The sequence below is a fragment of the Mesorhizobium sp. WSM4884 genome, from assembly GCF_029625675.1.
Taxonomy (GTDB): Bacteria; Pseudomonadota; Alphaproteobacteria; order Rhizobiales; family Rhizobiaceae; genus Mesorhizobium.
Genome location: NZ_JARTVO010000004.1, coordinates 112,657 through 134,711 on the forward strand (window position 1 = coordinate 112,657; position 22,055 = coordinate 134,711).

Genomic DNA, 22,055 nt, shown 5'->3' on the forward strand with positions numbered 1-22,055 from the left:
AAACGTATAAGTTCGGCCGCCCGCGCCGCAAGCCGGGTAAATAGGACGGCTTGCCTTGCAATTTCAAGGAAATAACGCGCTATCCTCGCGGAATGGCTGCTGACGGGATCGACTGAAGGAAAATGGCCGCAACTCGCGCCTATCTCGACTACAACGCGAGCGCACCTCTCATCGGAGAGGCGCGGTCGGCCATGGTCGCTGCGCTCGATGCCGCCAATCCGTCGTCGGTCCACACCGAGGGCCGCGTAGCGCGGCGGCTGATCGAGGATGCGAGGCGCGATGTGGCGAGGCTGGTCAATGCCAAGCCCGAGCATGTCGTGTTCACCTCCGGCGCGACCGAAGCCGCCTCGACGCTGCTTACCCCCGACTGGCAGATGGGGCGCGGCGCCATCCGCATGAGCCGCCTCTATGTTTCGGAGGCTGACCATCCTTGCGTGCTCGGCGGCGGGCGCTTTCCGGCAGCGCAGGTGACGCGCATCGGTGTCGATCGTAACGGCATTGCCGATCTTGACGCGCTGACCCAGGCGCTCGCCGTGCATGACCAGGCCGATGGCCTGCCGCTGGTCGCGATCCATGCCGCCAACAACGAGACGGGCGTGGTCCAGCCGATCGGCCGCGTCGCCGCAGTCGTCAAGGCCGCGGGGGGTGTTCTCGTCGTCGATGCCGTGCAGGCCGTCGGGCGGATTCCGATCGACATGTCAGCCGGTTATGCCGATTATCTGATCCTGTCCTCGCACAAGATCGGTGGTCCGAAGGGCGCCGGCGCCATCGTCTCTCAGGCCGACCTGATGATGCCAAAGCCGCTGATCAATGGCGGTGGCCAGGAGAAGGGCCATCGTGCCGGCACCGAGAATCTTCCCGGCATTGCCGGTTTCGGCGCCGCGGCGCGGGCAGCGCTCGCCGGTCTAGACGACATTGACGCGGTCGCGCGTCGGCGCGACGAGGTCGAGGCGATCGTGCGGGAACTCGTCCCGGACGCGGAAATCTTCGGAGCGGCGGCACCAAGGCTTGCCAATACGACATTCTTCGCTATTCCCGGCATCAAGGCCGAGACGGCGCAGATCGCCTTCGATCTTGCAGGCGTGGCGCTGTCGGCCGGCTCCGCCTGCTCGTCGGGGAAAGTCGGGCCAAGCCACGTGCTGAAGGCGATGGGTCGTGGCGACAGTCTTGGTGCTTTGCGCGTCTCGATCGGCCGCGCCACCGGTGCCGAGGAGATCGAGGCGTTTCGGACGGCGCTGGCGGGTGTCGTCGCGCGCCGGGCGGGGAAGGAACAGGCTGCCTGACGGCGGCGGAGCGTCGGACCGAGAAACACCTTGCGGTTCTCGAAAATCCGGTGCTCGAAAGCGAATTCAGGCCATTCGGCCTGGTAGAGTTGTGCGTTTCATCTTGGCCGGGTGAATTCCAGGTCGGAATGCACTATATGGAGCCTACGCCGCTTCGAGCGCCGCCAAGGTGCTCGTCCCAACGGTGCCATAGTTTGAAAACTGCCGGGCCTTGACCCCGGCGAGGATGGAGAACGCTTATGCCTGCTGTGCAGGAGACGATCGATCGAGTCCGAAAGATCGACGTCGACCAGTATAAATTCGGATTCCAGACAGAGATCGAGACGGACAAGGCCCCCAAGGGTCTGAACGAAGATATTATTCGCTTGATCTCCGCGAAGAAGCGCGAACCGGACTGGATGCTGGAATGGCGGCTGGGCGCCTTTCGGCGCTGGTTGACGCTGGAAGAGCCGACCTGGGCGCGCGTCAAATATCCGAAGATCGACTTCCAGGACATCCACTACTACGCCGCGCCGAAGAGCACGCCCGGCCCGAAGTCGCTGAGCGAGGTCGATCCCGAACTGCTCAAGGTCTATGAGAAGCTCGGCATTCCGCTCAAGGAGCAGGAAATCCTCGCCGGCGTTCAGAAGACCGAAGCCTCGGAGCTCGAGGAAGCCAACGACAACGTCTACAAGTCGGGCCGCGTCGCGGTCGACGCCGTGTTCGATTCGGTTTCGGTCGTCACCACCTTCAAGAAGGAGCTGGCCGAGGCCGGCGTCATCTTCTGCTCGATCTCGGAGGCGATCCGCGAGCATCCGGAACTGGTGCAGAAATATCTGGGCTCGGTCGTGCCGACCTCGGACAATTTCTACGCCACGCTGAATTCGGCCGTGTTCACCGACGGCTCCTTCGTCTTCGTGCCGAAGGGAGTGCGCTGCCCGATGGAGCTGTCGACCTATTTCCGCATCAACGAGAAGAACACCGGCCAGTTCGAACGCACGCTGATCATCGCCGAGGAGGGGGCCTATGTTTCCTATCTCGAGGGCTGCACGGCGCCGCAGCGGGACGAGAACCAGCTGCATGCCGCGGTGGTCGAGCTGATCGCGCTCGACGATGCCGAGATCAAATATTCAACGGTGCAGAACTGGTACCCGGGCGACGCCGAGGGCAAGGGCGGCGTCTACAACTTCGTCACCAAGCGCGGCGACTGCCGCGGCGACCGCTCGAAGATCTCGTGGACGCAGGTCGAAACCGGCTCGGCCATCACCTGGAAATATCCGAGCTGCATCCTACGCGGCGACGATTCCAGCGGCGAGTTCTATTCGATCGCGGTGTCGAACGGCTACCAGCAGGTCGATAGCGGCACCAAGATGATCCACCTCGGCAAGAACACGTCGAGCCGCATCATCTCCAAGGGCATCGCCGCCGGCTTCTCGCAGAACACCTATCGCGGCCAGGTCTCGGCGCATCGCAAGGCGGCCAACGCGCGCAACTTCACCAACTGCGACTCGCTTTTGATCGGCGACCAGTGCGGCGCACACACCGTGCCTTACATGGAAGCCAAGAACGCGACGGCGAAGTTCGAGCACGAGGCGACGACGTCGAAGATCTCCGAGGATCAGAAGTTCTACGTCATGCAGCGCGGCATTCCCGAGGAGGAGGCGATCGCGCTGATCGTCAACGGCTTCGTCAAGGACGTCATCCAGCAGCTGCCGATGGAGTTCGCCGTCGAGGCGCAGAAGCTGATCGGCATCAGCCTAGAGGGTTCGGTCGGCTGACCGTAAAAAGATATTCAGGAAGAAATTATGCTCGAGATCAAGAATTTGCATGCCCGCATCGTCGATGACGGCACCGAGATCATCCGTGGGTTGAATCTCTCGGTGAAAGCCGGCGAGGTCGCCGCCATCATGGGCCCGAACGGTTCGGGCAAGTCGACGTTGTCCTACATCCTCGCCGGCCGCGAGGACTATGAGGTCACCGAAGGCGACATCCTCTACAATGGCCAATCGATCCTCGAAATGGATCCGGCCGAGCGCGCAAGCGCCGGCATCTTTCTCGCCTTCCAGTATCCGATGGAGATACCTGGCGTCGCGACCATGGAATTCCTCAAGGTGGCGATGAACGAGCAGCGCAAGGCGCGCGGCGAGGAGCCGTTGAAAATCCCGGAATTCCTGAAGCGCGTGAAGGACGCAGCCGCCTCGCTCAACATGGACATGAACATGCTGAAGCGGCCGCTCAATGTCGGCTTCTCGGGCGGCGAGAAGAAGCGCGCCGAGATCCTGCAGATGAAGCTGCTCGAGCCAAAGCTGTGCGTGCTCGACGAGACCGATTCCGGCCTCGATATCGACGCGCTCAAGATCGTCGCCGACGGTGTCAATGCGCTGCGGTCGCCGGAGCGGGCGATCGTCGTCATCACCCACTACCAGCGCCTGCTCGAGCATATCGTGCCGGACAGCGTGCACGTGCTCTACAAGGGGCAGGTCATCAAGTCGGGCGACAAGTCGCTGGCGCTCGATCTCGAAACCAACGGCTATGCCGGCGTGATCGGGCAAGCCGCGTGAGATGGGGCCGAGTGAGGCGAGAGCTATGAACATGCACGCACAGCCCCAGCGGACACTGGCCGAGACGGCGCTGATCGATGCCTTCGGCGAGCGGCTTTCGCTGCTGCCTGGCGACGGCGCGGTGATGACGAAGCGCGACGACGCGATCGAAGCCATCAAGCACGGCCTCCCGACGCGGCGCATCGAATCCTGGCACTATACGGACCTGCGCCGGCTGCTGACCTCGGTGCCGGTTTTCGAGGCCGAAACGGTCGCGAAACCACTCGAGCCGGTTCTTGACGGCGCCGCGGTGCTGCCGGTGCTCAACGGCGTCTCCACCGGCAAGCTGCCCGAGATCGAGGGCGTCACGGTACAGCGCCTGTCGGAAAAACTCACCGACGGCAGCGTCGCGCCCGGGCTCGATCCCTATGGCGCCGATGACGCGATCGGCGCGCTGAACACCGCCTTCGTCGCCGACGGCTATTTCGTCGACATCGCCGACGGCACGGTGCTGGAAAAGCCGATCGAGCTGCAGAACCTGCAGTCCGGCGGCCAGGCGCATGTGCGGCTGCTGACGCGCGTCGGTGCCGGCGCCAAGGCGATCATCGTCGAGCGCCAGGCGGGCGAGGCAAGCGAAGACGGCGGGGCGCTCATCAGCTCGGTCAGCCAGCTCGTGGTCGGTGACGGCTCCGAAGTGACCTGGCTGATCGTGCAGGAGCAGCCGGATACGGCCACGCATCTCGCCCAGTTCAAGGCGCATATCGGCAAGGACGCGAAGCTGACGCTGTTCGTCATGAACGCGGGCGGCAGGTTGGTGCGGCAGGAGGTCGTGGTCAGGACCACGGGAGAAGGCGCGGATTTCAAGCTGCGCGGCATCAACCTTCTGGCCGGCGACACGCATACCGACACCACGATGGTGCTCGATCATGCCGTGCCGCACACGAGCTCGACGGAAGTGATGCGCAACGTGGTGACCGGCAGGGCGCGTGGCGTCTTCCAAGGCCGCATAAACGTGCACCAATATGCGCAGAAGACCAACGCCAAGATGGCCTGTAACACGCTGCTTCTGTCGGACGACGGCGAGTTCTCGACCAAGCCGGAGCTGGAGATTTTCGCCGACGATGTCGTCTGCGGCCACGGCGCGACGGTCACGGAGATCGACCACAATCATCTGTTCTATCTGATGGCGCGCGGCATCGACGAGAAGACGGCGCGGGGCCTGCTGGTGAAGGCTTTCGTGGCCGAAGTGATCGAGGAACTGGACGACGAGGCGCTGGTAGACGCGCTCGAAGCGCGGCTCGACGGCTGGTTCCTGACGCACGGGTAGCACTTCCTTCTCCCCAGGCGGGAGAAGGTGGCCGAGCGAAGCTCGGTCGGATGAGGGGTGTTGGAAGGATCGCGGCTTTGGCCGCCAAGGACTTCGAAATGGACCAGAAGATCGAAACCGCTCCCTATGATGTCGAGGCGATCCGCCGCGATTTTCCGATCCTGTCGCGCCAAGTCTATGGCAAGCCGCTGGTCTATCTCGACAATGGCGCCTCGGCGCAGAAGCCGCAGGTGGTGCTCGACACCATCCAGCATGCCTATTCACAGGAATACGCCAACGTCCATCGCGGCCTGCATTTTTTGTCGAACGCCGCGACCGATGCCTATGAGAAGGCTCGGGAAACGGTGCGCCGCTTCCTCAACGCGCCGAGCACCGACAACATCGTCTTTACCTCCAACACGACGTCGGCGATCAACACGGTCGCCTATGGCTGGGGCATGCCGAGGATCGGCGAGGGCGACGAGATCGTGCTCTCGATCATGGAGCACCATTCCAACATCGTGCCCTGGCATTTCATCCGCGAGCGGCAGGGCGCCAAGCTCGTCTGGGTGCCGGTCGACGATCTCGGCGCTTTCCACATCGAGGAATTCGAGAAGCGGCTGACCGACCGTACCAAGCTCGTCGCCATCACGCAGATGTCCAACGCGCTGGGCACTGTGACGCCGATCAACGAGATCGTGCGCATCGCGCATGCGCGTGGAATTCCCGTGCTCGTCGACGGCAGCCAGAGCGCCGTGCACATGGCCGTGGACGTGCAGGATCTCGACTGCGATTTCTTCGTCTTCACCGGCCACAAGGTCTACGGCCCGTCGGGCATCGGCGTGCTCTACGGCAAGAAGCATATGCTGGAAGAGATGCGGCCCTTCATGGGTGGCGGCGAGATGATCGAGGAGGTGACGCAGGACATCGTCACCTATAACGAGCCGCCGCACCGTTTCGAGGCCGGCACGCCGCCGATCGTGCAGGCGATCGGCCTGGGCGCGGCGCTGGAATATATGGAGAAGGTCGGCCGCGAGCGCATCGCAGCACATGAGGCGGACCTCAAGAATTACGCGCATGAGCGGCTGCGCGCCATCAATTCGCTGCGGATCTTCGGCGACGCGCCCGGCAAAGGCGCCATCATCTCGTTCGAACTGCAGGGCATCCATGCCCATGATGTGTCGATGGTGATCGACCGGCAGGGCGTCGCGGTCCGCGCCGGCACCCATTGCGCCCAGCCGCTGTTGAAACGCTTCGGCGTGACCTCCACATGCAGGGCATCGTTCGGCATGTACAACACCAGGGCCGAAGTGGACGCTTTGGCCGATGCGCTGGAAAAGGCGCGGAAATTCTTCGGGTGACGACCATGGACGATGTGAGCACCACCGCAGAGACCGCACCGGAAACGGCCGGCAACGGTATCGTGTCGGCCTCGGCTATTCCCGCCGACGAGCTGGCACGGCTGACCGACGACATCGTGTCGGCGCTGAAGACGGTCTACGATCCGGAAATCCCGGCCGATATCTACGAGCTCGGCCTGGTCTACAGGATCGACATTGAGGACGACCGCTCGGTCAAGATCGACATGACGCTGACCGCGCCGGGCTGCCCGGTCGCCGGCGAAATGCCGGGCTGGGTCGAGAACGCCGTCGGCGCCGTCGAAGGCGTTTCCGGGGTCGAGGTCAACATGGTTTTCGACCCGCCATGGACGCCCGACCGCATGTCGGAAGAGGCGCAGGTCGCGGTGGGATGGTATTGACCAACGACCCGACAGAGATTGGTTGACTTGCAGCAAAGGTGAAACTTCACCATCTTAAGGGCAGACTCATTCCGTGGGCCTTGAACCCGCGCGAACGTGGAGAATGACATGGGACGCTTCGCCGTCATCACGATGACCGACAAGGCCGCCGACCGCGTGCGCGAGATCGTCGCCACGCGGGAGAATGCTAACGGCATCCGCCTCGGCATCAAGAAGGGCGGCTGCGCCGGCATGGAATACACGATCGATCTGGTCACCGAGCCGAATCCCAAGGACGACCATGTCGAGCGCGACGGCGCGCATGTCTATGTCGCGCCTGAAGCGGCGCTCTTCCTGCTCGGCACCGAGATGGATTTCGAGCAGACGACGCTGCGCACCGGTTTCACCTTCAAGAACCCGAACCAGAGCTCAGCCTGCGGCTGCGGCGAATCCGTCGAACTGAAGCCGGCCGACCTCAAGGCGCTGGCCGAGGCGCGCGCCTCGGCCTGATAACCCAATCACCGCTGCGCTGTTCAGTCTGGCAGCGCGGCGATCACCACAAGCTCTACAACGAGGTCGGGTTGCGCCAGTGCGGTAACGCCGATCACTTCGGACGGCGGCGGATTGTTGTAGCTGCAGTGCTTCGGGCAATGCTCGGCAAAGAATTCGTCCAACACGTCCAGACGGAAATTCGGTGAACTGAGTACACCGCCGGTTGGGAACGGTCCCTTGATGTAAAACGTCACCTTGACCAGATGGTCGAGCGAGCTGCCAAGTTCCTCCAGATCCGCTTTGATGTTGGCAAGGATCGCGCGCCATTGCGTGGCCGGATCGCCGATGGCGCCGCCCCCGTGGTTCGACGGATCGTAGTCGTCGACCGTGGCGGTGTTGCCGCACAGAAAAACATATCCCTTCGCGCCCGTGACGACCGTGCCCTTGCCCCAGGGCATCAAGCGATCGCCTTTGAACTTCTTGTGCGTCGTGAGGTTCATTTCGGCCTCCTGTCGCTAATCCACCCACATCCCAGTCCGCTTGTGCCAGCCGGCGATCGATTCCGCGGGATAGACCTCGAACACCTTGTCTTGTCTGCCGATCACCGGCTCGACCCAGTTCGCCTTATATTTCAGCATCAGATGCACCTTTTCCGGCGGCTTAGGCAGGTCGGTGTCGATCGCCGAGGCGAAGGGATGCACGAGGTCCGGCCAGTTCGGATCGTAGAGCCAAAGAGCCGAGCCGCACTTCTTGCAGAAATTGCGCTCGCCGGTGGAGACCTCGCAATGCGGGTGCTCGTCGTCCTCGATCTCGGCGCGGTAGACGCCGAGGCTGCGCTTGCCTGTGACGTTCATCGTCTCGTAGTCAGCGCCGAGGTTGATCGCAAAACCGCCGCCGCCCTGCTGCTTGCGGCAGATCGAACAGTAGCAGAGCATGAACGGCACGGGTGTGTGGCTTTCCACCTCGAAGCGGACGGCGCCGCAGCGGCAGGAGCCTTTAAGCAGGACAGGCATGGCGTGAACTCCATTTCCGGGTCTCAACCTGTCAACATGCCTTTGGTTGCGGCGATGACAAGGCCCATTCCGGATGCGATGATTGCGGCATGGACGATGAGCGCCTTCGGGAATTGTTCGAAAGCCTTGGCCCGATCAGCATCCGTAAGCTGTTCGGCGGCAAGGGCATCTATTGCGACGGCATTATCGTCGCCGTCGTCGTGCGCGGCGAGCTGATGCTGAAAGCCGACGAAGAGAGCATTCCCGGTTTCGAGGCCGCCGGCTGCAGCCAATGGACCTACACCGGCTCGCGGCACGGCAAGGAGGTGGCGATGCCCTATTGGAGCGTGCCTGACAGCGCCTTCGACGATCCCGACGAGATGGCGGTCTGGGCGCGGCGGGCTTATGAGGCTGGAAGGCGGGCAGGCCGATAAGGCCCTGCTTTACGCAATTCCGAACGGAAAACCGCTACGCACTTTTCCTGGAACTGCTCTTACAGCGCCTTGGCGATCTCCGCCGCCAGCCGCGCATTGTTCTCAACCAGCGCGATGTTGGTCTTGAGGCTGCGGCCGCCGGTCAGTTCCAGGATCTTCGACAGCAGGAAGGGCGTCACCGCCTTGCCGGTGACGCTCTGCGCTTCGGCGGCCTTCTGAGCGGCCTGGATATAGCCGTCCATCTCGGCGGCCGGGATTTCGTCGTTCTGCGGCACCGGATTGGCGACCAGAATGCCGCCACTGAGGCCCAGCGCCTGGCGCGTATCGTAGAAATGCGCGATGTCCTCAGGCGCATGCAGCGTCAGCGGGGCACGGAACGGCGACTGCCTCGACCAGAAGGCGGGCATGGTTTCGCAACCATGGCCGATGACGGGGACGCCGCGTGTCTCCAGCACCTCCAGCGTCTTCTCGATGTCGAGGATGGCCTTGGCGCCGGCCGAGACGACGATGATCGGCGTGCGCGCCAGCTCGTCGAGGTCGGCCGAGATGTCAAAGCTCTTTTCCGCGCCCTTGTGGACGCCGCCAATGCCGCCGGTGGCGAAGACCTTAATGCCCGCCATCTGCGCCGCGATCATGGTGGCCGCCACCGTGGTGCCGCCGGTGCGCTTTTGAGCGACGGCAAAACCGAGATCGGCGCGCGACAGCTTCATGGCGTCGCCGGTCATGGCGAGCGATTCGCGCTCGCCGTCGGATAGCCCGATCTTGATGCGGCCGTCGACCACGGCGATCGTCGCCGGCACCGCGCCGCCATCGGCGATGATCTGCTCGACCTTGGCGGCCATCGCGCCATTGTCGGGATAGGGCATGCCATGGGTGATGATGGTGCTTTCCAGTGCCACCACCGGCCGCCCGGCGGCAAGCGCCTCCGCCACCGGCGGGTGGATGTCGATGAAGCGGCGGGCGGTTTCGGGTGTCATGTCTGTTCTCCGATCGAAGCGCCAAACGCTTCGCAAGATGATCTGGGCAAGATGATCCGGTGGCCCTATGCCACTTCCCGTGCCTCCGACACAAGGGCAAGCGCTTGGCCGAAACTGGCGGCCGTGAAGGATGGCACCGCCTCGGCGCTCTCGATGGCCAGAATTGCCGCGGCAACGCCTTCGCGCAGCGCTATCCGCAAGGGCAGGCCGCGCAGCAGCGCGGCAACGGTGGCGCCGGTCAGGGCGTCGCCGGCGCCGGTGACGTCGGCGACCCGCCGCGGCGCGGGCGGATCGATGGCAAAGGCACCGGACCCGTCGAAACCAAGCACCGGAGCGCCGCCGGCCGTGACCACGCCCGCCGTCAGCCCCTGTCGCCTGAGCGCCTCGACAACATCCGGGCCGGACATGTCGGCGCCGCAAAGAGCCGCCGCCTCGCGGCGGTTCATGAACAGCAGCGACAGATCGCCGAGCAGCGGCGCCAGCCGCACGACCTTGGCCGGCGAGATGGCGATGGCGAAGACCGGCCGGCCGCCGGCCTGCGCGACGAGACGCTCGAGCGCCGCCGTCGGCAGGTTCGCGTCGCAGAGGATCGCGTCGGCCTCGGCGATCGCCTCGCGCACCTTGGCGCGGCGGATCTGCTTGGGGAAGGCGAGGTCGTAGAGGCCCATATCGGCAAAGCCGACGATCAGCTCGCCCTCGCTGTCGATCAACGCCGTGTAGCTCGGCGTCGCGCGGTCGAGGAACACCACCGAAAGATCGGCGATGCCGGCCCTTGCGATCGCCGCTGCGACCGTCTCGGCCGCCGCGTCGCCGCCGCGTACCGAAAGCAGCGACGCCGACACGCCGCGCTTCACCACGCTGCGCAGCGCGTTGAAGACGCCGCCGCCGACATCCTCGCGCATGATGCCGGGGTTGGAGGCGGCGGGCACGTAAATGCCCGACACCTGGCCGCGCCTGTCGATATGGGCGCCGCCAAGCGCCAGAATTTTCGGGGATGTCGGCATGCCGCGGAGGTGACCTTCGTTGATTGTTCGCGTGCGCACACTAGGTTTCCGCGCATCGCCCCGCAATCGGTGACGCGATTCGGGCCGGCCGGATGTCGAAGTGTCTTTGGGCCAGCGGCGCTGGCGCGCCCTAGCTCTAGTGAGACAAAAAAAGAACAAATCCAGATATCGATTGTTTTTCAGTCATTTGCTGCCCCTTGCCAAATGAGAACAAAAAAGGTACAAAACAGCAGGGATCACGGATTGTCCGGCCTTCATTGACGACCAAGGGGTGATGTATCATGGCTCAGAATACTTTGCGGCTTGTAGAGGATAAGGCAGTGGACAAATCAAAGGCTCTGGATGCGGCGTTGTCGCAAATCGAGCGCGCTTTCGGCAAGGGCTCGATCATGCGGCTCGGCGCCAACGAGCAGGTCGTCGAGATTGAAACCGTGCCGACGGGATCGCTCGGCCTCGACATCGCGCTCGGCGTCGGCGGCCTGCCGCGCGGCCGCATCATCGAAATCTACGGGCCGGAAAGCTCGGGCAAGACGACGCTGGCGCTGCATACCGTTGCGGAGGCCCAGAAGAAGGGCGGCATCTGCGCCTTCGTCGATGCTGAGCACGCGCTCGATCCGGTCTATGCCCGCAAGCTCGGCGTCGATCTCGAAAACCTCCTGATCTCCCAGCCCGACACCGGCGAGCAGGCGCTGGAAATCTGCGACACGCTGGTGCGTTCCGGCGCCATCGACGTGCTGGTGGTCGATTCGGTCGCGGCACTGACGCCGCGCGCCGAAATCGAAGGCGAGATGGGCGATGCGCTGCCCGGCCTGCAGGCCCGCCTGATGAGCCAGGCGCTGCGCAAGCTCACCGCGTCGATCTCGCGCTCCAACACCATGGTCATCTTCATCAACCAGATCCGCATGAAGATCGGCGTCATGTTCGGCTCGCCGGAAACCACCACCGGCGGCAACGCTCTGAAATTCTACGCCTCGGTGCGCCTCGACATTCGCCGCATCGGTTCGGTCAAGGACCGCGACGAGGTGGTCGGCAACCAGACCCGCGTCAAGGTGGTGAAGAACAAGCTGGCGCCGCCCTTCAAGGTGGTCGAGTTCGACATCATGTATGGCGAGGGCGTGTCGAAAACCGGCGAGCTGATCGATCTCGGGGTCAAGGCCGGCGTGGTCGAGAAGTCGGGTGCCTGGTTCTCCTACAATTCGCAACGTCTCGGCCAGGGCCGTGAGAACGCCAAGCTGTTCCTGCGCGACAATCCGGACACGGCGCGCGAGATCGAACTGGCGCTGAGGCAGAATGCCGGGCTTATCGCCGAGAAATTTCTCGAGAATGGCGGCTCCGAAGGCGGCGATGACGGTTTCGAGGACGAAGCCGGCGCCATGTAGGGGCCACAATCGCGGTGTATTAAGTTTAGCTTATGTAATCGAGTTCTGTAATACCGCGTTCCGAACCGCCGGCCTTAGCGCCGGCGGTTTGCTTTTCGGGGCCGGTATGCATGCACGGGCAGCTCGTGAATTGGCCCAGTTCCGTGTTTCTGGACAGGCTCAAGAGCTACGGCTAAAAGGCCAATCTATCTCTTCTGAAGCACGAAAGCCCATCTGCCGCCGGCCATGCCGGCGGTTCCTACGAAAAGGCGGTATCCATGAGTGGCGTGAACGACATCCGGTCGACATTCCTCGACTACTTCCGCAAGGAGGGTCACGAGATCGTCGCCTCCAGCCCGCTGGTGCCGCGCAACGATCCGACGCTGATGTTCACCAATGCCGGCATGGTGCAGTTCAAGAATGTCTTCACCGGCCTGGAGAAGCGGCCCTACTCGCGCGCTTCGACGGCGCAGAAGAGCGTGCGCGCCGGCGGCAAGCACAACGACCTCGACAATGTCGGCTACACCGCGCGCCATCTCACCTTCTTCGAGATGCTGGGCAATTTCTCGTTCGGCGATTACTTCAAGGAGCGCGCGATCGAGCTCGCCTGGAATCTGATCACCAAGGATTTCGGTCTGCCGAAGGACAAGCTCCTGGTCACCGTCTATCACACGGACGACGAGGCGGCCGGCTACTGGAAGAAGATCGCCGGCTTCTCGGACGATCGCATCATCCGCATCCCGACCTCGGACAATTTCTGGGCGATGGGCGACACCGGACCCTGCGGCCCGTGCTCGGAAATTTTCATAGACCGCGGCGAGCACATCTGGGGCGGTCCGCCCGGCAGCCCGGAAGAGGACGGCGACCGGTTCCTGGAATTCTGGAACCTGGTGTTCATGCAGTATGAGCAGGTGACGAAGGACGAGCGCATCGATCTGCCGCGCCCGTCGATCGACACCGGCATGGGCCTGGAGCGCATGGCGTCCATCCTGCAAGGGGTGGAGAGCGTTTTCGAGACCGACCTGTTCAAGCATCTGATCGACGCGGCATCCTCGGCGCTCGGCCACGGGCCGAGCGAGGAAAACGTGGCATCGTACCGCGTGATCGCGGACCACCTGCGCTCGACCTCCTTCCTGGTGGCCGACGGCGTGCTGCCGTCCAACGAAGGCCGCGGCTATGTGCTGCGCCGCATCATGCGCCGCGCCATGCGCCACGCGCAGCTGCTTGGCGCCAAGGAACCTTTGATGTGGCAACTGGTGCCGGCGCTGGTGCGCGAGATGGGCCAGGCCTATCCCGAGCTCAGCCGCGGCGAGGCGCTGATCACAGAGACGCTGAAGCTCGAGGAGACCAGGTTCCGCAAGACGCTGGTGCGCGGACTCGGCCTGCTGGCGGACGCGACGGAGACACTCGGCGCCGGCGACATGCTGGACGGCGGGACCGCCTTCAAGCTTTACGACACCTACGGCTTTCCGCTCGACCTGACGCAGGATGCGCTGCGTCAGCGCAACATCTCCGTCGATCTGGCCGGCTTCACCGATGCGATGGAGCGGCAGAGGGCGGAGGCGCGCGCGCATTGGGCGGGCTCCGGCGAAGCGGCGACCGAGACGGTCTGGTTTCCCGTGCGTGAAAAGAACGGCGCAACCGAATTCCTCGGCTACGAGACCGAGCAAGCGGAAGGCCTCATCCAGGCGCTGGTCAAGGACGGTAAGACCGTCGACAGCGCAAGCAAAGGTGACGCGATTGCCGTGGTCGTCAACCAGACGCCGTTCTATGGCGAATCCGGCGGCCAGATGGGCGATACCGGCGTGATCTCAGGTGACGGCTTCTCGATAGAGATCTCCGACACTCAGAAGAAGGCAGACGGGCTGCTCGTGCATTTCGGCAAGGTGGCGAGCGGCACGGTCAAGCTAGGTGCCACCGTGGAGCTCAAGGTCGACCATGCGCGGCGTTCGAAGCTGCGTGCCAACCATTCCGCGACGCATCTCATCCACGAGGCGCTGCGCGAGGTGCTGGGCACCCATGTGGCGCAAAAGGGCTCGCTGGTCGCGCCGGATCGACTCCGCTTCGACATCTCGCACAACAAGCCGATCTCGTCGGACGAGCTCGAGGACGTCGAGCGCATGGCGAACGAGATCGTCGTGCAGAACAGCCCGGTGACGACGCGCCTGATGTCGGTCGACGATGCCATCGCCGAGGGCGCCATGGCGCTGTTCGGCGAGAAATACGGCGATGAGGTGCGTGTGGTGTCGATGGGTACGGGCTTGCATGGCGCCAAGGCCAACCGTCCCTACTCGGTCGAGCTCTGCGGCGGCACGCATGTCAGATCGACCGGCGATATCGGGCTGGTGCGCATCCTGTCGGACAGCGCGGTGGCGGCCGGCGTGCGCCGCATCGAGGCGCTGACCGGCGAGGCGGCGCGCAAGCATCTCGACGAGCAGGACAAGCGCCTGAAGGCAGCGGCGGCGACCTTGAAGATCTCGCCGGCCGATGTGCCGGCGAGAGTCGAGACGCTGCTCGAGGAGCGCAAGAAGCTCGAGAAGGACCTTGCCGAAGCGCGCAAGAAGCTGGCGCTTGGCGCCGGCACGGCCGTGTCCGATGCTCCGCCCACCAACGAAACTGTCGCCGGCGTCGGCTTCCTCGGCAAGGCGGTCAGCGGCGTGGCGCCGAAGGACCTGAAGCCGCTCGCGGATGCCGGCAAGAAGACGCTTGGCTCCGGCGTGGTCGTCTTTGTCGGCGCCGGCGAGGACAACAAGGCGAGCGTCGTCGTCGGCGTTACCGAAGACTTGACCGGCCGCTTCAGCGCCGTCGACCTGGTGCGCGTCGCTTCCGCCGCGCTTGGCGGGCAGGGCGGGGGCGGACGTCCCGACATGGCGCAAGCCGGCGGCCCCGACGCCTCCAAGGCCGACGACGCGATCGCGGCGGTGAGGGCGGCCCTCGAAGCCGCCTGAGCCAGGGGATGAAAGTCCTCGTCCTTGGCGGCTACGGACTTATCGGAGAAGCCGTTCTCGAACGTTTGATCGAGGACGGACAAGACCTTGTCGGGCTCGGTCGTGATGTCCGCGAGGCGCGGCGGCGCAAGCCGGGCGTAGAGTGGATCGCGGCCGATATGTCGCGGCTGGTCGCGGCGGCGGACTGGGCACCCTTGCTTGCCGGCGTGGAAGCCCTCGTGAATGCCGCCGGCGCCTTGCAGGACGGCCCGCGCGACCATCTGGACGCCGTCCACCGGCGGTCGGTCGCCGCCCTCGTCACTGCTTGCGAACAGGCCGGTGTGCGCCGACTGGTGCAGATTTCGGCGATCGGCGCCGACCTCGGTTCCGACGATGCGTTCTTTCGGACCAAGGCCGAAGGCGACCGCGCCGTCGCATCATCCTCCCTGGATTGGACGATACTGCGGCCCGGCCTCGTCGTCGCGCCCGCCGCCTATGGCGGAACGGCTTTGCTGCGCGCGCTGGCCGCGTTTCCATGCTTCGTGCCGGCCGTGCTCGCGGACCGACCGATCCAAACGGTATCGGTCACGGAGGTCGCCGAGGCGGTATCGCGGGCCGTCGGCGGGTCTCTGGCGCAAGGGCAGGTCATCGATCTCGTCGAGGAACGGGCCAGGCCTCTCGGCGCCATCCTGCTCGAATTCCGGGCCTGGCTCGGCTTATCCAAGGCGCCGATTGTGACGGTGCCGGCGATTGTCGGGCGGCTCGCCGGCATGGGCGCGGATGGGCTCGGCCGTCTCGGTTGGCGATCTCCCTTGCGCAGCGCTGCGCTTGCCGCGCTCGAGAACGGCGTCACCGGCAATCCGAAACCCTGGGCCGAAATCATTGGTCGCCCGCTGCAACCTCTGGAAACGACGCTGGCTGCAATGCCGGCGCATGTTCAGGAGCGGTGGTTCGCGCGCCTCTGGCTGCTGAAGCCGATCGTCCTCGCCGTCTTGTTCGCGTTCTGGCTGGTTTCGGGCATTGTCGGGCTTGTCCGACAGGAAGCGGCTGTCGAGATTCTCACCTCGCGTGGCCTGCCGGACGGCCTCGCGCTCGGGATGGTTCTTGCCGGGAGCGTCGCCGACATCGTTGTCGGTGCAGCGGTCGTCGTTCGACCCTTTGCACGATCGGCGCTGATGGCGATGATTGCCATCACCTTGCTCTACCTTGCCGCGGCGGCGGCGCTTGCTCCCGATCTCTGGCTTGATCCTCTCGGGGCCATCGTCAAGGCCGTGCCGACGCTTTGCCTCGTCCTGGTGGCTCTGGCGATTTCGGAAGAGCGATGAGCTTCTGGGTGGACATATTGCGGTGGTTGCACGTGATCGGCGCCACCGTGCTGTTCGGCACCGGCGCCGGCATAGCGTTCTTCATGCTGATGGCGCAACGGACCGGCAAACCCGAGATCGTCGCCCATGTCGCCGGCACGGTCGTGATCGCCGACGCCATCTTCACGGCAACCGCTGTCGTCGTGCAGCCAATAACCGGCGCGTTGCTGGCGCGCGAGATGGGATGGCCGCTCAGCCAAGGCTGGATCGTGCTTTCGTTGCTGCTCTATGCCGTTGCCGGCGCCTTCTGGCTGCCAGTGGTCTGGATTCAGATGCGCATGCGCGATCTGGCGCGGCAAGCCGTATTGAAAAACGCTCCTCTGCCCGAGGAGGAGAAGCGCCTCTTTCGCATCTGGTTCGCCCTCGGCTTTCCGGCCTTCGGCGCGGTGCTTGCGATCCTCTGGCTGATGGTGACCCGGCCGGAGATAGCATTCTAACCGGCAGTTCCAGGCGGCTCTACCCGCCGCAGGCCGACAGCCGGCTGCTTCAGTCGGCTTTCTCCGTCCGGGCAAAGCTCGGACGCGCGGCGATGCGCGAATACCAGCTCTCGATGTCCGCGAAACGCGCCAACAGGTCGCGCCCTTCGGCAACCTTGAGGAAATACGCGATGACCGGTGCCGTGTGCAGGTCGGCCAGCGTCAGCTGGTCGCCAAGCAGCCAGGGGTCTTTTGCCTTCAGCGACGTGAGAACTTTCAGCACAGTCTCTGCCTGGCGGAGGCCGGCGGCAATCCGTTCCTCGTCGGCGGGCGCCTTCTCGAGCCGCTCCACGGCGACGTCCCAGACCATGGCCCGATAGCCATAGGCATCGAGCATGCCGGCGACTTGGCCCATCCTCGCACGACCGCGCGGATCCGCAGGTTGCAGTGCGGGCCCGTCGAAGGCTTCGTCGACATAGCGCGCGATGGCACCGGTCTCGAACAGGCGAAAGCCGTCATGCTCGAAGGCCGGGATGCGGCCGAACGGGTGGTGTTCGAGAAACCAGGCGGGAATGCCTTCGGCCGCGAAGATGTCGAGAGGGACGAGCTCGTAGTCGACGCCCTTTTCCTCCAGCGTCATCCGCGCGATGCGGACATAGACGCTGTAGTCGGCGCCGTAGAGGATCGCCTTGGTCATCGGGCCCGGCCCTCCGCTATGGCTGCGGGCGTTCGGCGCTTGAAAAGCCCATTTCGGGGCCTTTCATGCGCTTCGCGCACCGCTGCTCACCCCATCGCTTTCTGCAGGTTCTCGTCGATCTTGTCGAGGAAGCCGGTGGTCGAGAGCCAGGGCTGGTCCGGGCCGATCAGCAGCGACAGGTCCTTGGTCATGAAGCCAGCCTCGACGGTCTGGATGCAGACCTTTTCCAGCGTCTCGGCGAAGCGCTTCAATTCGGCATTGTCGTCGAGCTTGGCGCGGTGAGCGAGGCCGCGCGTCCAGGCGAAGATCGAGGCGATCGAATTGGTCGAGGTTTCCTCGCCCTTCTGATACTGACGATAGTGGCGCGTGACGGTGCCGTGCGCGGCTTCCGCCTCCACCGTCTTGCCGTCCGGCGTCATCAGCACCGAGGTCATCAGGCCGAGCGAGCCGAAGCCTTGAGCCACCGTGTCGGACTGAACGTCGCCATCATAGTTCTTGCAGGCCCAGACATAGCCGCCGGACCATTTCAGGCTCGAAGCCACCATGTCGTCGATCAGGCGATGCTCGTACCAGAGTTTTCTCGCCTTGAACTCGGCCTCGAATTCCTTCTCGTAGACCTCCTGGAAAATGTCCTTGAAGCGGCCGTCATAGGCCTTGAGGATGGTGTTCTTGGTCGACAGATAGACGGGGAAGTTGCGCAGCAGGCCGTAGTTCAGCGAGGCGCGGGCGAATTCGCGGATCGATTCGTCGAGATTGTACATGGCCATCGCGACGCCGGCGCCAGGCGCGTCGTAAACCTCATGCTCGATCACAGTGCCGTCCTCGCCGACGAACTTGATCGTCAGCTTGCCCTTGCCGGGATAGCGGAAGTCGGTGGCGCGGTACTGGTCGCCGAAGGCGTGACGGCCGACGACGATCGGCTTGGTCCAGCCCGGCACCAGGCGCGGCACGTTCTTCATGATGATCGGCTCGCGGAAGATGGTGCCGCCGAGGATATTGCGGATGGTGCCGTTGGGCGACTTCCACATCTTCTTCAGCTTGAATTCCTCGACGCGAGCCTCGTCGGGCGTGATCGTCGCGCACTTCACGCCGACGCCGTATTTCTTGATCGCGTTGGCCGAGTCGATCGTCACCTGGTCGTTGGTGGCATCGCGGTTCTCGATGCCGAGATCAAAATAGTCCAGCTTGAGGTCGAGATAGGGGTGGATCAGCTTGTCCTTGATGAACTGCCAGATGATGCGGGTCATCTCGTCGCCGTCGAGCTCGACGACCGGGTTCGCCACCTTGATCTTCGCCATGGAAAGAATGCCTCGTTGCTGGGGATCTGAACGGCCTTGCCCGCATGGCTTCGGCCGGGGTTGCGGAGCGTATATCAAAGCCTTTTTGAGCGCGCAAACCGCGATCCATACCACTATGGACGAGTGCCGCCGTCGTGAATGCTTCATTTTCCGAACCGGATGTGGCAGGGGACGCCGAAACGCCGCAAACACTGGTTACGGAGAGCCATGCCAGCCGCAAACGTCCCCGCCAAGACCGCCGGACCGGCGATCATCCTCGTCGAGCCGCAGCTCGGCGAGAATATCGGCATGGTCGCGCGCGCCATGGCGAATTTCGGCCTTTCGGAGCTGCGCCTGGTCAACCCGCGTGACGGCTGGCCGAGCGAGAAAGCGCGCGCGGCCGCCAGCCGCGCCGACCATGTCATCGATGCCACGAAAGTCTTCGACGATCTGGCCTCGGCGGTCGCCGACCTCAACTTCGTCTTCGCGACCACGGCGCGCGAGCGCGACGGCTTCAAGCCGGTGCGCGGTCCGGTGGAAGCGGGCAGGGCGCTTCGGGCGCGCGAGCAGGCCGGACTGCGCACCGGTATCCTGTTCGGCCGCGAACGCTTCGGCCTCTACAATGACGAGATCGGCCTCGCCGATGAGATCGTCACCTTTCCGGTCGATCCGGGCTTCTCCTCGCTCAACATCGCGCAAGCCGTGCTGCTGATATCCTATGAGTGGATGAAGTCGGGCCTTGCCGAGGAGACCGCGACCAACTTCTCAGGGCCGGAGCTGGTGCCGGCGACCAAGGAGCAGCTGCATAGCCTGCTCACCTATCTTGAAGGCGCGCTCGAGGCGCGCGGCTACTTCCGTCCGGAAGAGAAGAAGCCGAAGATGGTCGACAATCTGCGCGCCGTGCTGACACGGCCGGGGTTCGCCGAACCGGAGCTGAAGGTGTTGCGCGGCATCATCTCGTCGCTCGACAGGTTTTCTCCTGCAATGCCGCGTGGCGACGGCTCGCCGGGCGACGATCCGAGGCGGATGCCGGCAGCACGAAAGCGTGCAGCGGACAAAGAAAGTTAAAATCCGTAAGGTCCAGGCGCTCGAAGTAACCGAATATTATTCGGTTTCGACCCACCATTATTGAAACGGTGGGGGTAGCAATGTTCACGTCCAATATTGGTCGGTTGCGCTTCTTCTTCTATTCGCTCGGCTTGTTCATGGCGGAAGCGGTGGCGATCGCCGTTTGCATTGCCGCAACGGTCGGCTTTGCGGGGCTGATCAATTCGATGCCGGGGCCGTCGCGGCAAGGCCTGGCCGGCGCCGCGCTTGTCGTGTCGCTCATCTTCGTTGCATTGCGCAGCAATATCGCCCGGCGCCGTAGCCGCGACGCCGATGCTTCGGGCTGGATCCTGTGGTCCTATATCGTTTTTTCCGGCATCTATGCCTTCCTGCAGGCGGGCACGCTGCTGGTCATCGATTTCGGCAATCCCGAGAGCGCGCCTGGCGGCCTGAACCTGCTCGGCCTTGCCATATTCGGCCTCTGGTGCACCATCCTGTGGGCGAAGCCCGTCGCCGGCAGCAATATCAACGAGTTGACCGAGGTTTTCGATTTCGAAGGCTCGTTGCTGGAACCGGCGCGCGCCGGGAGGACGGCAGCGAGCGTTGCTCCGGCCGCACCGCGCGCGCAAACCACGCGTGCAGCGCCGGCGCCCCAGCCGTTCGGTCGGCCGCGGCCCGCCGGTTTTGGCAAACGCGGGCTCTGAGCACTGCGCAAAAGCTGTTGTCATTTGCCACTTCAAGACCATGATCGTTCAGGATAGAAGCGGCGTTGGCCAATTCAGCGGCCAGCCTCTTCCTGTGGTCGGATGACAATGAGCGATCGATCAAGCCACCGCCCGATCCTGATGTTCGATTCCGGCATCGGCGGGCTGACCGTGCTGCGCGAGGCGCGGGTCCTGATGCCGGATCGTCGCTTCGTCTATGTCGCCGACGACGCGGCATTCCCCTACGGCGCGTGGGAGGAGCCGGCGCTCAAGGAACACATCCTCGCTCTGTTCGGCAAATTGCTTGACCGCCTGCAGCCGGCGATTTCGGTAATCGCTTGCAACACCGCCTCGACCCTGGTGATCGATGCGCTGCGCGAAAAGTTCCCCGGCCATCCCTTTGTCGGCACCGTGCCGGCGATCAAGCCGGCGGCCGAACGTACGCGTTCCGGCCTGGTGTCGGTTCTGGCGACGCCGGGCACGGTGAAGCGCCAATACACACGCGACCTGATCAGCATATGGGCGCAGAAATGCCATGTCCGCCTGGTCGGCAGCGACAGGCTGGCCGGACTGGCCGAGATCTACATGCGCGAGGGCTTTGTCGACGAGGAGGCCGTGCGCGCCGAGATCGCGCCCTGTTTCATCGAGCGTGACGGCAATCGCACCGACATCGTCGTGCTGGCCTGCACGCACTATCCCTTCCTGGCCAACCGCATGCGCAAGACGGCGCCCTGGCCGGTCGACTGGATCGATCCGGCGGAAGCCATCGCACGGCGGGCCATGTCCCTGCTCGAACCCCTCGGCGGGCCTTCGGGCGAGAGCGAGCCGGATGTCGCCATCTTCACCTCCGGCAAGGTGGATTTCGCCACGAAACGGCTCATCCAGGGTTTTGGACTGGCCGCGCGCTAGGGCTGGAACTGCGGCCTGTGGCGCGGCGTTTCTCCTCACAACGAAGGAGAAACCCGTCATGCCTGCCACATCGCAAGCTCAGCAAAAGGCTGCCGGCGCAGCACTTGCCGCCAAGCGCGGCGAGATCAAGAAGAGCGAGCTTAAGGGCGCTTCGCGCGACATGTATGAATCGATGAGCGAAGAGCAGCTCGAGGAGTTCGCCGAAACCAAGCGCAAGGGCCTGCCCAACAAGAAGTCGGACGGCTGAGAAGGCCCACAAGAAAAAGCCCGCGGCGAGACCGCGGACTTTGCCTTGGGCAGTCGGGGTCGGGTCTACCAGATCCAGCGGCAGCGCCGCACCTTGACACGGATGACGTGACGGTGGCCGTGCCGCCATACGACCCTTTTCTGCACCACGACGCGGCAGATCTGCCTATGGCCGTGCCAGTGCCTTGCCATCGCCGGCTCCGGCGTCATGACCGCCATCGACCCAGCCAGAACCGCAGCCCCGGTCAAGGTAAGGAAGAACTTCTTCATGGGAATTCGGACTCCTCTGCTCCAGTCCCTTCATCAAAATGTCAGGGCGAGCCATGTCCAAAGCGATCGCACCCGCCCTGATGCCGTCCGCCGGC

Annotated in this window: 23 protein-coding genes; 16 read left to right on the top strand and 7 right to left on the bottom strand. The window is 64.1% G+C overall.

Going from position 1 to position 22,055, the window contains the following annotated elements; genetic code table 11:
• Positions 1 to 122 precede the first annotated feature (122 nt).
• The 7 genes from P9236_RS07895 to sufA all read left to right on the top strand — a co-directional run bounded on the left by P9236_RS07895 (position 123) and on the right by sufA (position 7,356).
• The gene (locus P9236_RS07895) at positions 123 to 1,283 is read left to right on the top strand and encodes a cysteine desulfurase family protein (protein WP_278074048.1); all 1,161 of its coding nucleotides are present in this window, start codon (positions 123 to 125) and stop codon (positions 1,281 to 1,283) included.
• Between the two features lie 239 nt (positions 1,284 to 1,522).
• Complete coding sequence (gene sufB, locus P9236_RS07900; RefSeq protein WP_278074049.1) at positions 1,523 to 3,040, top strand: Fe-S cluster assembly protein SufB; 1,518 nt, start codon at positions 1,523 to 1,525, stop codon at positions 3,038 to 3,040.
• Positions 3,041 to 3,067: 27 nt separating this feature from the next.
• Positions 3,068 to 3,823, top strand: coding sequence for a Fe-S cluster assembly ATPase SufC (gene sufC / locus P9236_RS07905; RefSeq protein WP_278074050.1), 756 nt, complete (start codon positions 3,068 to 3,070; stop codon positions 3,821 to 3,823).
• Between the two features lie 25 nt (positions 3,824 to 3,848).
• Positions 3,849 to 5,129: a Fe-S cluster assembly protein SufD gene (sufD, locus tag P9236_RS07910; protein WP_278074051.1), complete on the top strand. Its 1,281-nt coding sequence runs from the start codon at positions 3,849 to 3,851 to the stop codon at positions 5,127 to 5,129.
• Positions 5,130 to 5,227: 98 nt separating this feature from the next.
• Entirely contained in the window at positions 5,228 to 6,469 is a 1,242-nt protein-coding gene (locus tag P9236_RS07915; RefSeq protein ID WP_278074052.1) for a cysteine desulfurase, read from the top strand.
• Between the two features lie 5 nt (positions 6,470 to 6,474).
• Positions 6,475 to 6,867 (top strand): SUF system Fe-S cluster assembly protein, encoded by a 393-nt coding sequence (locus P9236_RS07920; protein WP_278074053.1) that lies wholly within the window; start codon positions 6,475 to 6,477, stop codon positions 6,865 to 6,867.
• Between the two features lie 108 nt (positions 6,868 to 6,975).
• The gene (gene sufA, locus P9236_RS07925; protein ID WP_278074054.1) at positions 6,976 to 7,356 is read left to right on the top strand and encodes a Fe-S cluster assembly scaffold SufA; all 381 of its coding nucleotides are present in this window, start codon (positions 6,976 to 6,978) and stop codon (positions 7,354 to 7,356) included.
• A gap of 23 nt (positions 7,357 to 7,379) precedes the next feature.
• Here the strand turns inward: sufA and P9236_RS07930 are convergent, their stop codons facing one another.
• Together P9236_RS07930 and P9236_RS07935 are read right to left on the bottom strand one after the other, a co-directional pair.
• The gene (locus tag P9236_RS07930; protein WP_278074055.1) at positions 7,380 to 7,838 is read right to left on the bottom strand and encodes a RidA family protein; all 459 of its coding nucleotides are present in this window, start codon (positions 7,836 to 7,838) and stop codon (positions 7,380 to 7,382) included.
• Between the two features lie 15 nt (positions 7,839 to 7,853).
• Positions 7,854 to 8,351 (bottom strand): GFA family protein, encoded by a 498-nt coding sequence (locus tag P9236_RS07935; protein ID WP_278074056.1) that lies wholly within the window; start codon positions 8,349 to 8,351, stop codon positions 7,854 to 7,856.
• Between the two features lie 89 nt (positions 8,352 to 8,440).
• Here P9236_RS07935 and P9236_RS07940 point away from each other — a divergent pair, with 89 nt between their 5' ends.
• Positions 8,441 to 8,764 carry a TfoX/Sxy family protein gene (locus P9236_RS07940; protein ID WP_278074057.1) on the top strand — a complete coding sequence of 108 codons (324 nt, stop codon included), beginning with the start codon at positions 8,441 to 8,443 and terminating at the stop codon, positions 8,762 to 8,764.
• Positions 8,765 to 8,823: 59 nt separating this feature from the next.
• Here the strand turns inward: P9236_RS07940 and P9236_RS07945 are convergent, their stop codons facing one another.
• Positions 8,824 to 9,741, bottom strand: a complete 918-nt coding sequence (locus tag P9236_RS07945; protein ID WP_278074058.1) for a pseudouridine-5'-phosphate glycosidase — start codon at positions 9,739 to 9,741, stop codon at positions 8,824 to 8,826.
• Between the two features lie 65 nt (positions 9,742 to 9,806).
• Positions 9,807 to 10,745, bottom strand: a complete 939-nt coding sequence (locus tag P9236_RS07950) for a carbohydrate kinase family protein (protein WP_278074338.1) — start codon at positions 10,743 to 10,745, stop codon at positions 9,807 to 9,809.
• Between the two features lie 281 nt (positions 10,746 to 11,026).
• On the opposite strand from P9236_RS07950, the gene recA reads away from it, so the two are divergent.
• The 4 genes from recA to P9236_RS07970 all read left to right on the top strand — a co-directional run bounded on the left by recA (position 11,027) and on the right by P9236_RS07970 (position 16,831).
• Positions 11,027 to 12,124 carry a recombinase RecA gene (gene recA / locus P9236_RS07955; protein WP_278074059.1) on the top strand — a complete coding sequence of 366 codons (1,098 nt, stop codon included), beginning with the start codon at positions 11,027 to 11,029 and terminating at the stop codon, positions 12,122 to 12,124.
• Between the two features lie 257 nt (positions 12,125 to 12,381).
• Entirely contained in the window at positions 12,382 to 15,051 is a 2,670-nt protein-coding gene (alaS, locus tag P9236_RS07960) for an alanine--tRNA ligase (protein WP_278074060.1), read from the top strand.
• 8 nt (positions 15,052 to 15,059) lie between these two features.
• The gene (locus tag P9236_RS07965; protein WP_278074061.1) at positions 15,060 to 16,355 is read left to right on the top strand and encodes an SDR family oxidoreductase; all 1,296 of its coding nucleotides are present in this window, start codon (positions 15,060 to 15,062) and stop codon (positions 16,353 to 16,355) included.
• Entirely contained in the window at positions 16,352 to 16,831 is a 480-nt protein-coding gene (locus P9236_RS07970; protein WP_278074062.1) for a DUF2269 domain-containing protein, read from the top strand. Before P9236_RS07965 ends, P9236_RS07970 begins: the two co-directional genes overlap by 4 nt.
• A gap of 49 nt (positions 16,832 to 16,880) precedes the next feature.
• On the opposite strand, the gene P9236_RS07975 is transcribed toward P9236_RS07970, so the two are convergent.
• Both P9236_RS07975 and P9236_RS07980 read right to left on the bottom strand, forming a co-directional pair.
• Positions 16,881 to 17,507 (bottom strand): glutathione S-transferase family protein, encoded by a 627-nt coding sequence (locus P9236_RS07975; RefSeq protein WP_278074063.1) that lies wholly within the window; start codon positions 17,505 to 17,507, stop codon positions 16,881 to 16,883.
• An 86-nt stretch (positions 17,508 to 17,593) separates the two neighbouring features.
• Positions 17,594 to 18,805, bottom strand: coding sequence for an NADP-dependent isocitrate dehydrogenase (locus P9236_RS07980; RefSeq protein ID WP_278074064.1), 1,212 nt, complete (start codon positions 18,803 to 18,805; stop codon positions 17,594 to 17,596).
• 207 nt (positions 18,806 to 19,012) lie between these two features.
• Between P9236_RS07980 and P9236_RS07985 the strand changes: the two genes are divergently transcribed.
• The 4 genes from P9236_RS07985 (at position 19,013) to P9236_RS08000 (ending at position 21,691) form a co-directional block, all read left to right on the top strand.
• On the top strand, positions 19,013 to 19,852 hold the full coding sequence (locus P9236_RS07985; protein WP_278074065.1) for an RNA methyltransferase: 840 nt from the start codon (positions 19,013 to 19,015) through the stop codon (positions 19,850 to 19,852).
• 80 nt (positions 19,853 to 19,932) lie between these two features.
• The gene (locus P9236_RS07990; RefSeq protein WP_278074066.1) at positions 19,933 to 20,535 is read left to right on the top strand and encodes a hypothetical protein; all 603 of its coding nucleotides are present in this window, start codon (positions 19,933 to 19,935) and stop codon (positions 20,533 to 20,535) included.
• A gap of 108 nt (positions 20,536 to 20,643) precedes the next feature.
• Complete coding sequence (gene murI / locus P9236_RS07995) at positions 20,644 to 21,444, top strand: glutamate racemase (RefSeq protein WP_278074067.1); 801 nt, start codon at positions 20,644 to 20,646, stop codon at positions 21,442 to 21,444.
• A 58-nt stretch (positions 21,445 to 21,502) separates the two neighbouring features.
• Entirely contained in the window at positions 21,503 to 21,691 is a 189-nt protein-coding gene (locus P9236_RS08000) for a DUF3008 family protein (protein ID WP_278074068.1), read from the top strand.
• Positions 21,692 to 21,756: 65 nt separating this feature from the next.
• On the opposite strand, the gene P9236_RS08005 is transcribed toward P9236_RS08000, so the two are convergent.
• Entirely contained in the window at positions 21,757 to 21,960 is a 204-nt protein-coding gene (locus P9236_RS08005; protein WP_278074069.1) for a hypothetical protein, read from the bottom strand.
• Positions 21,961 to 22,055 lie beyond the last annotated feature (95 nt).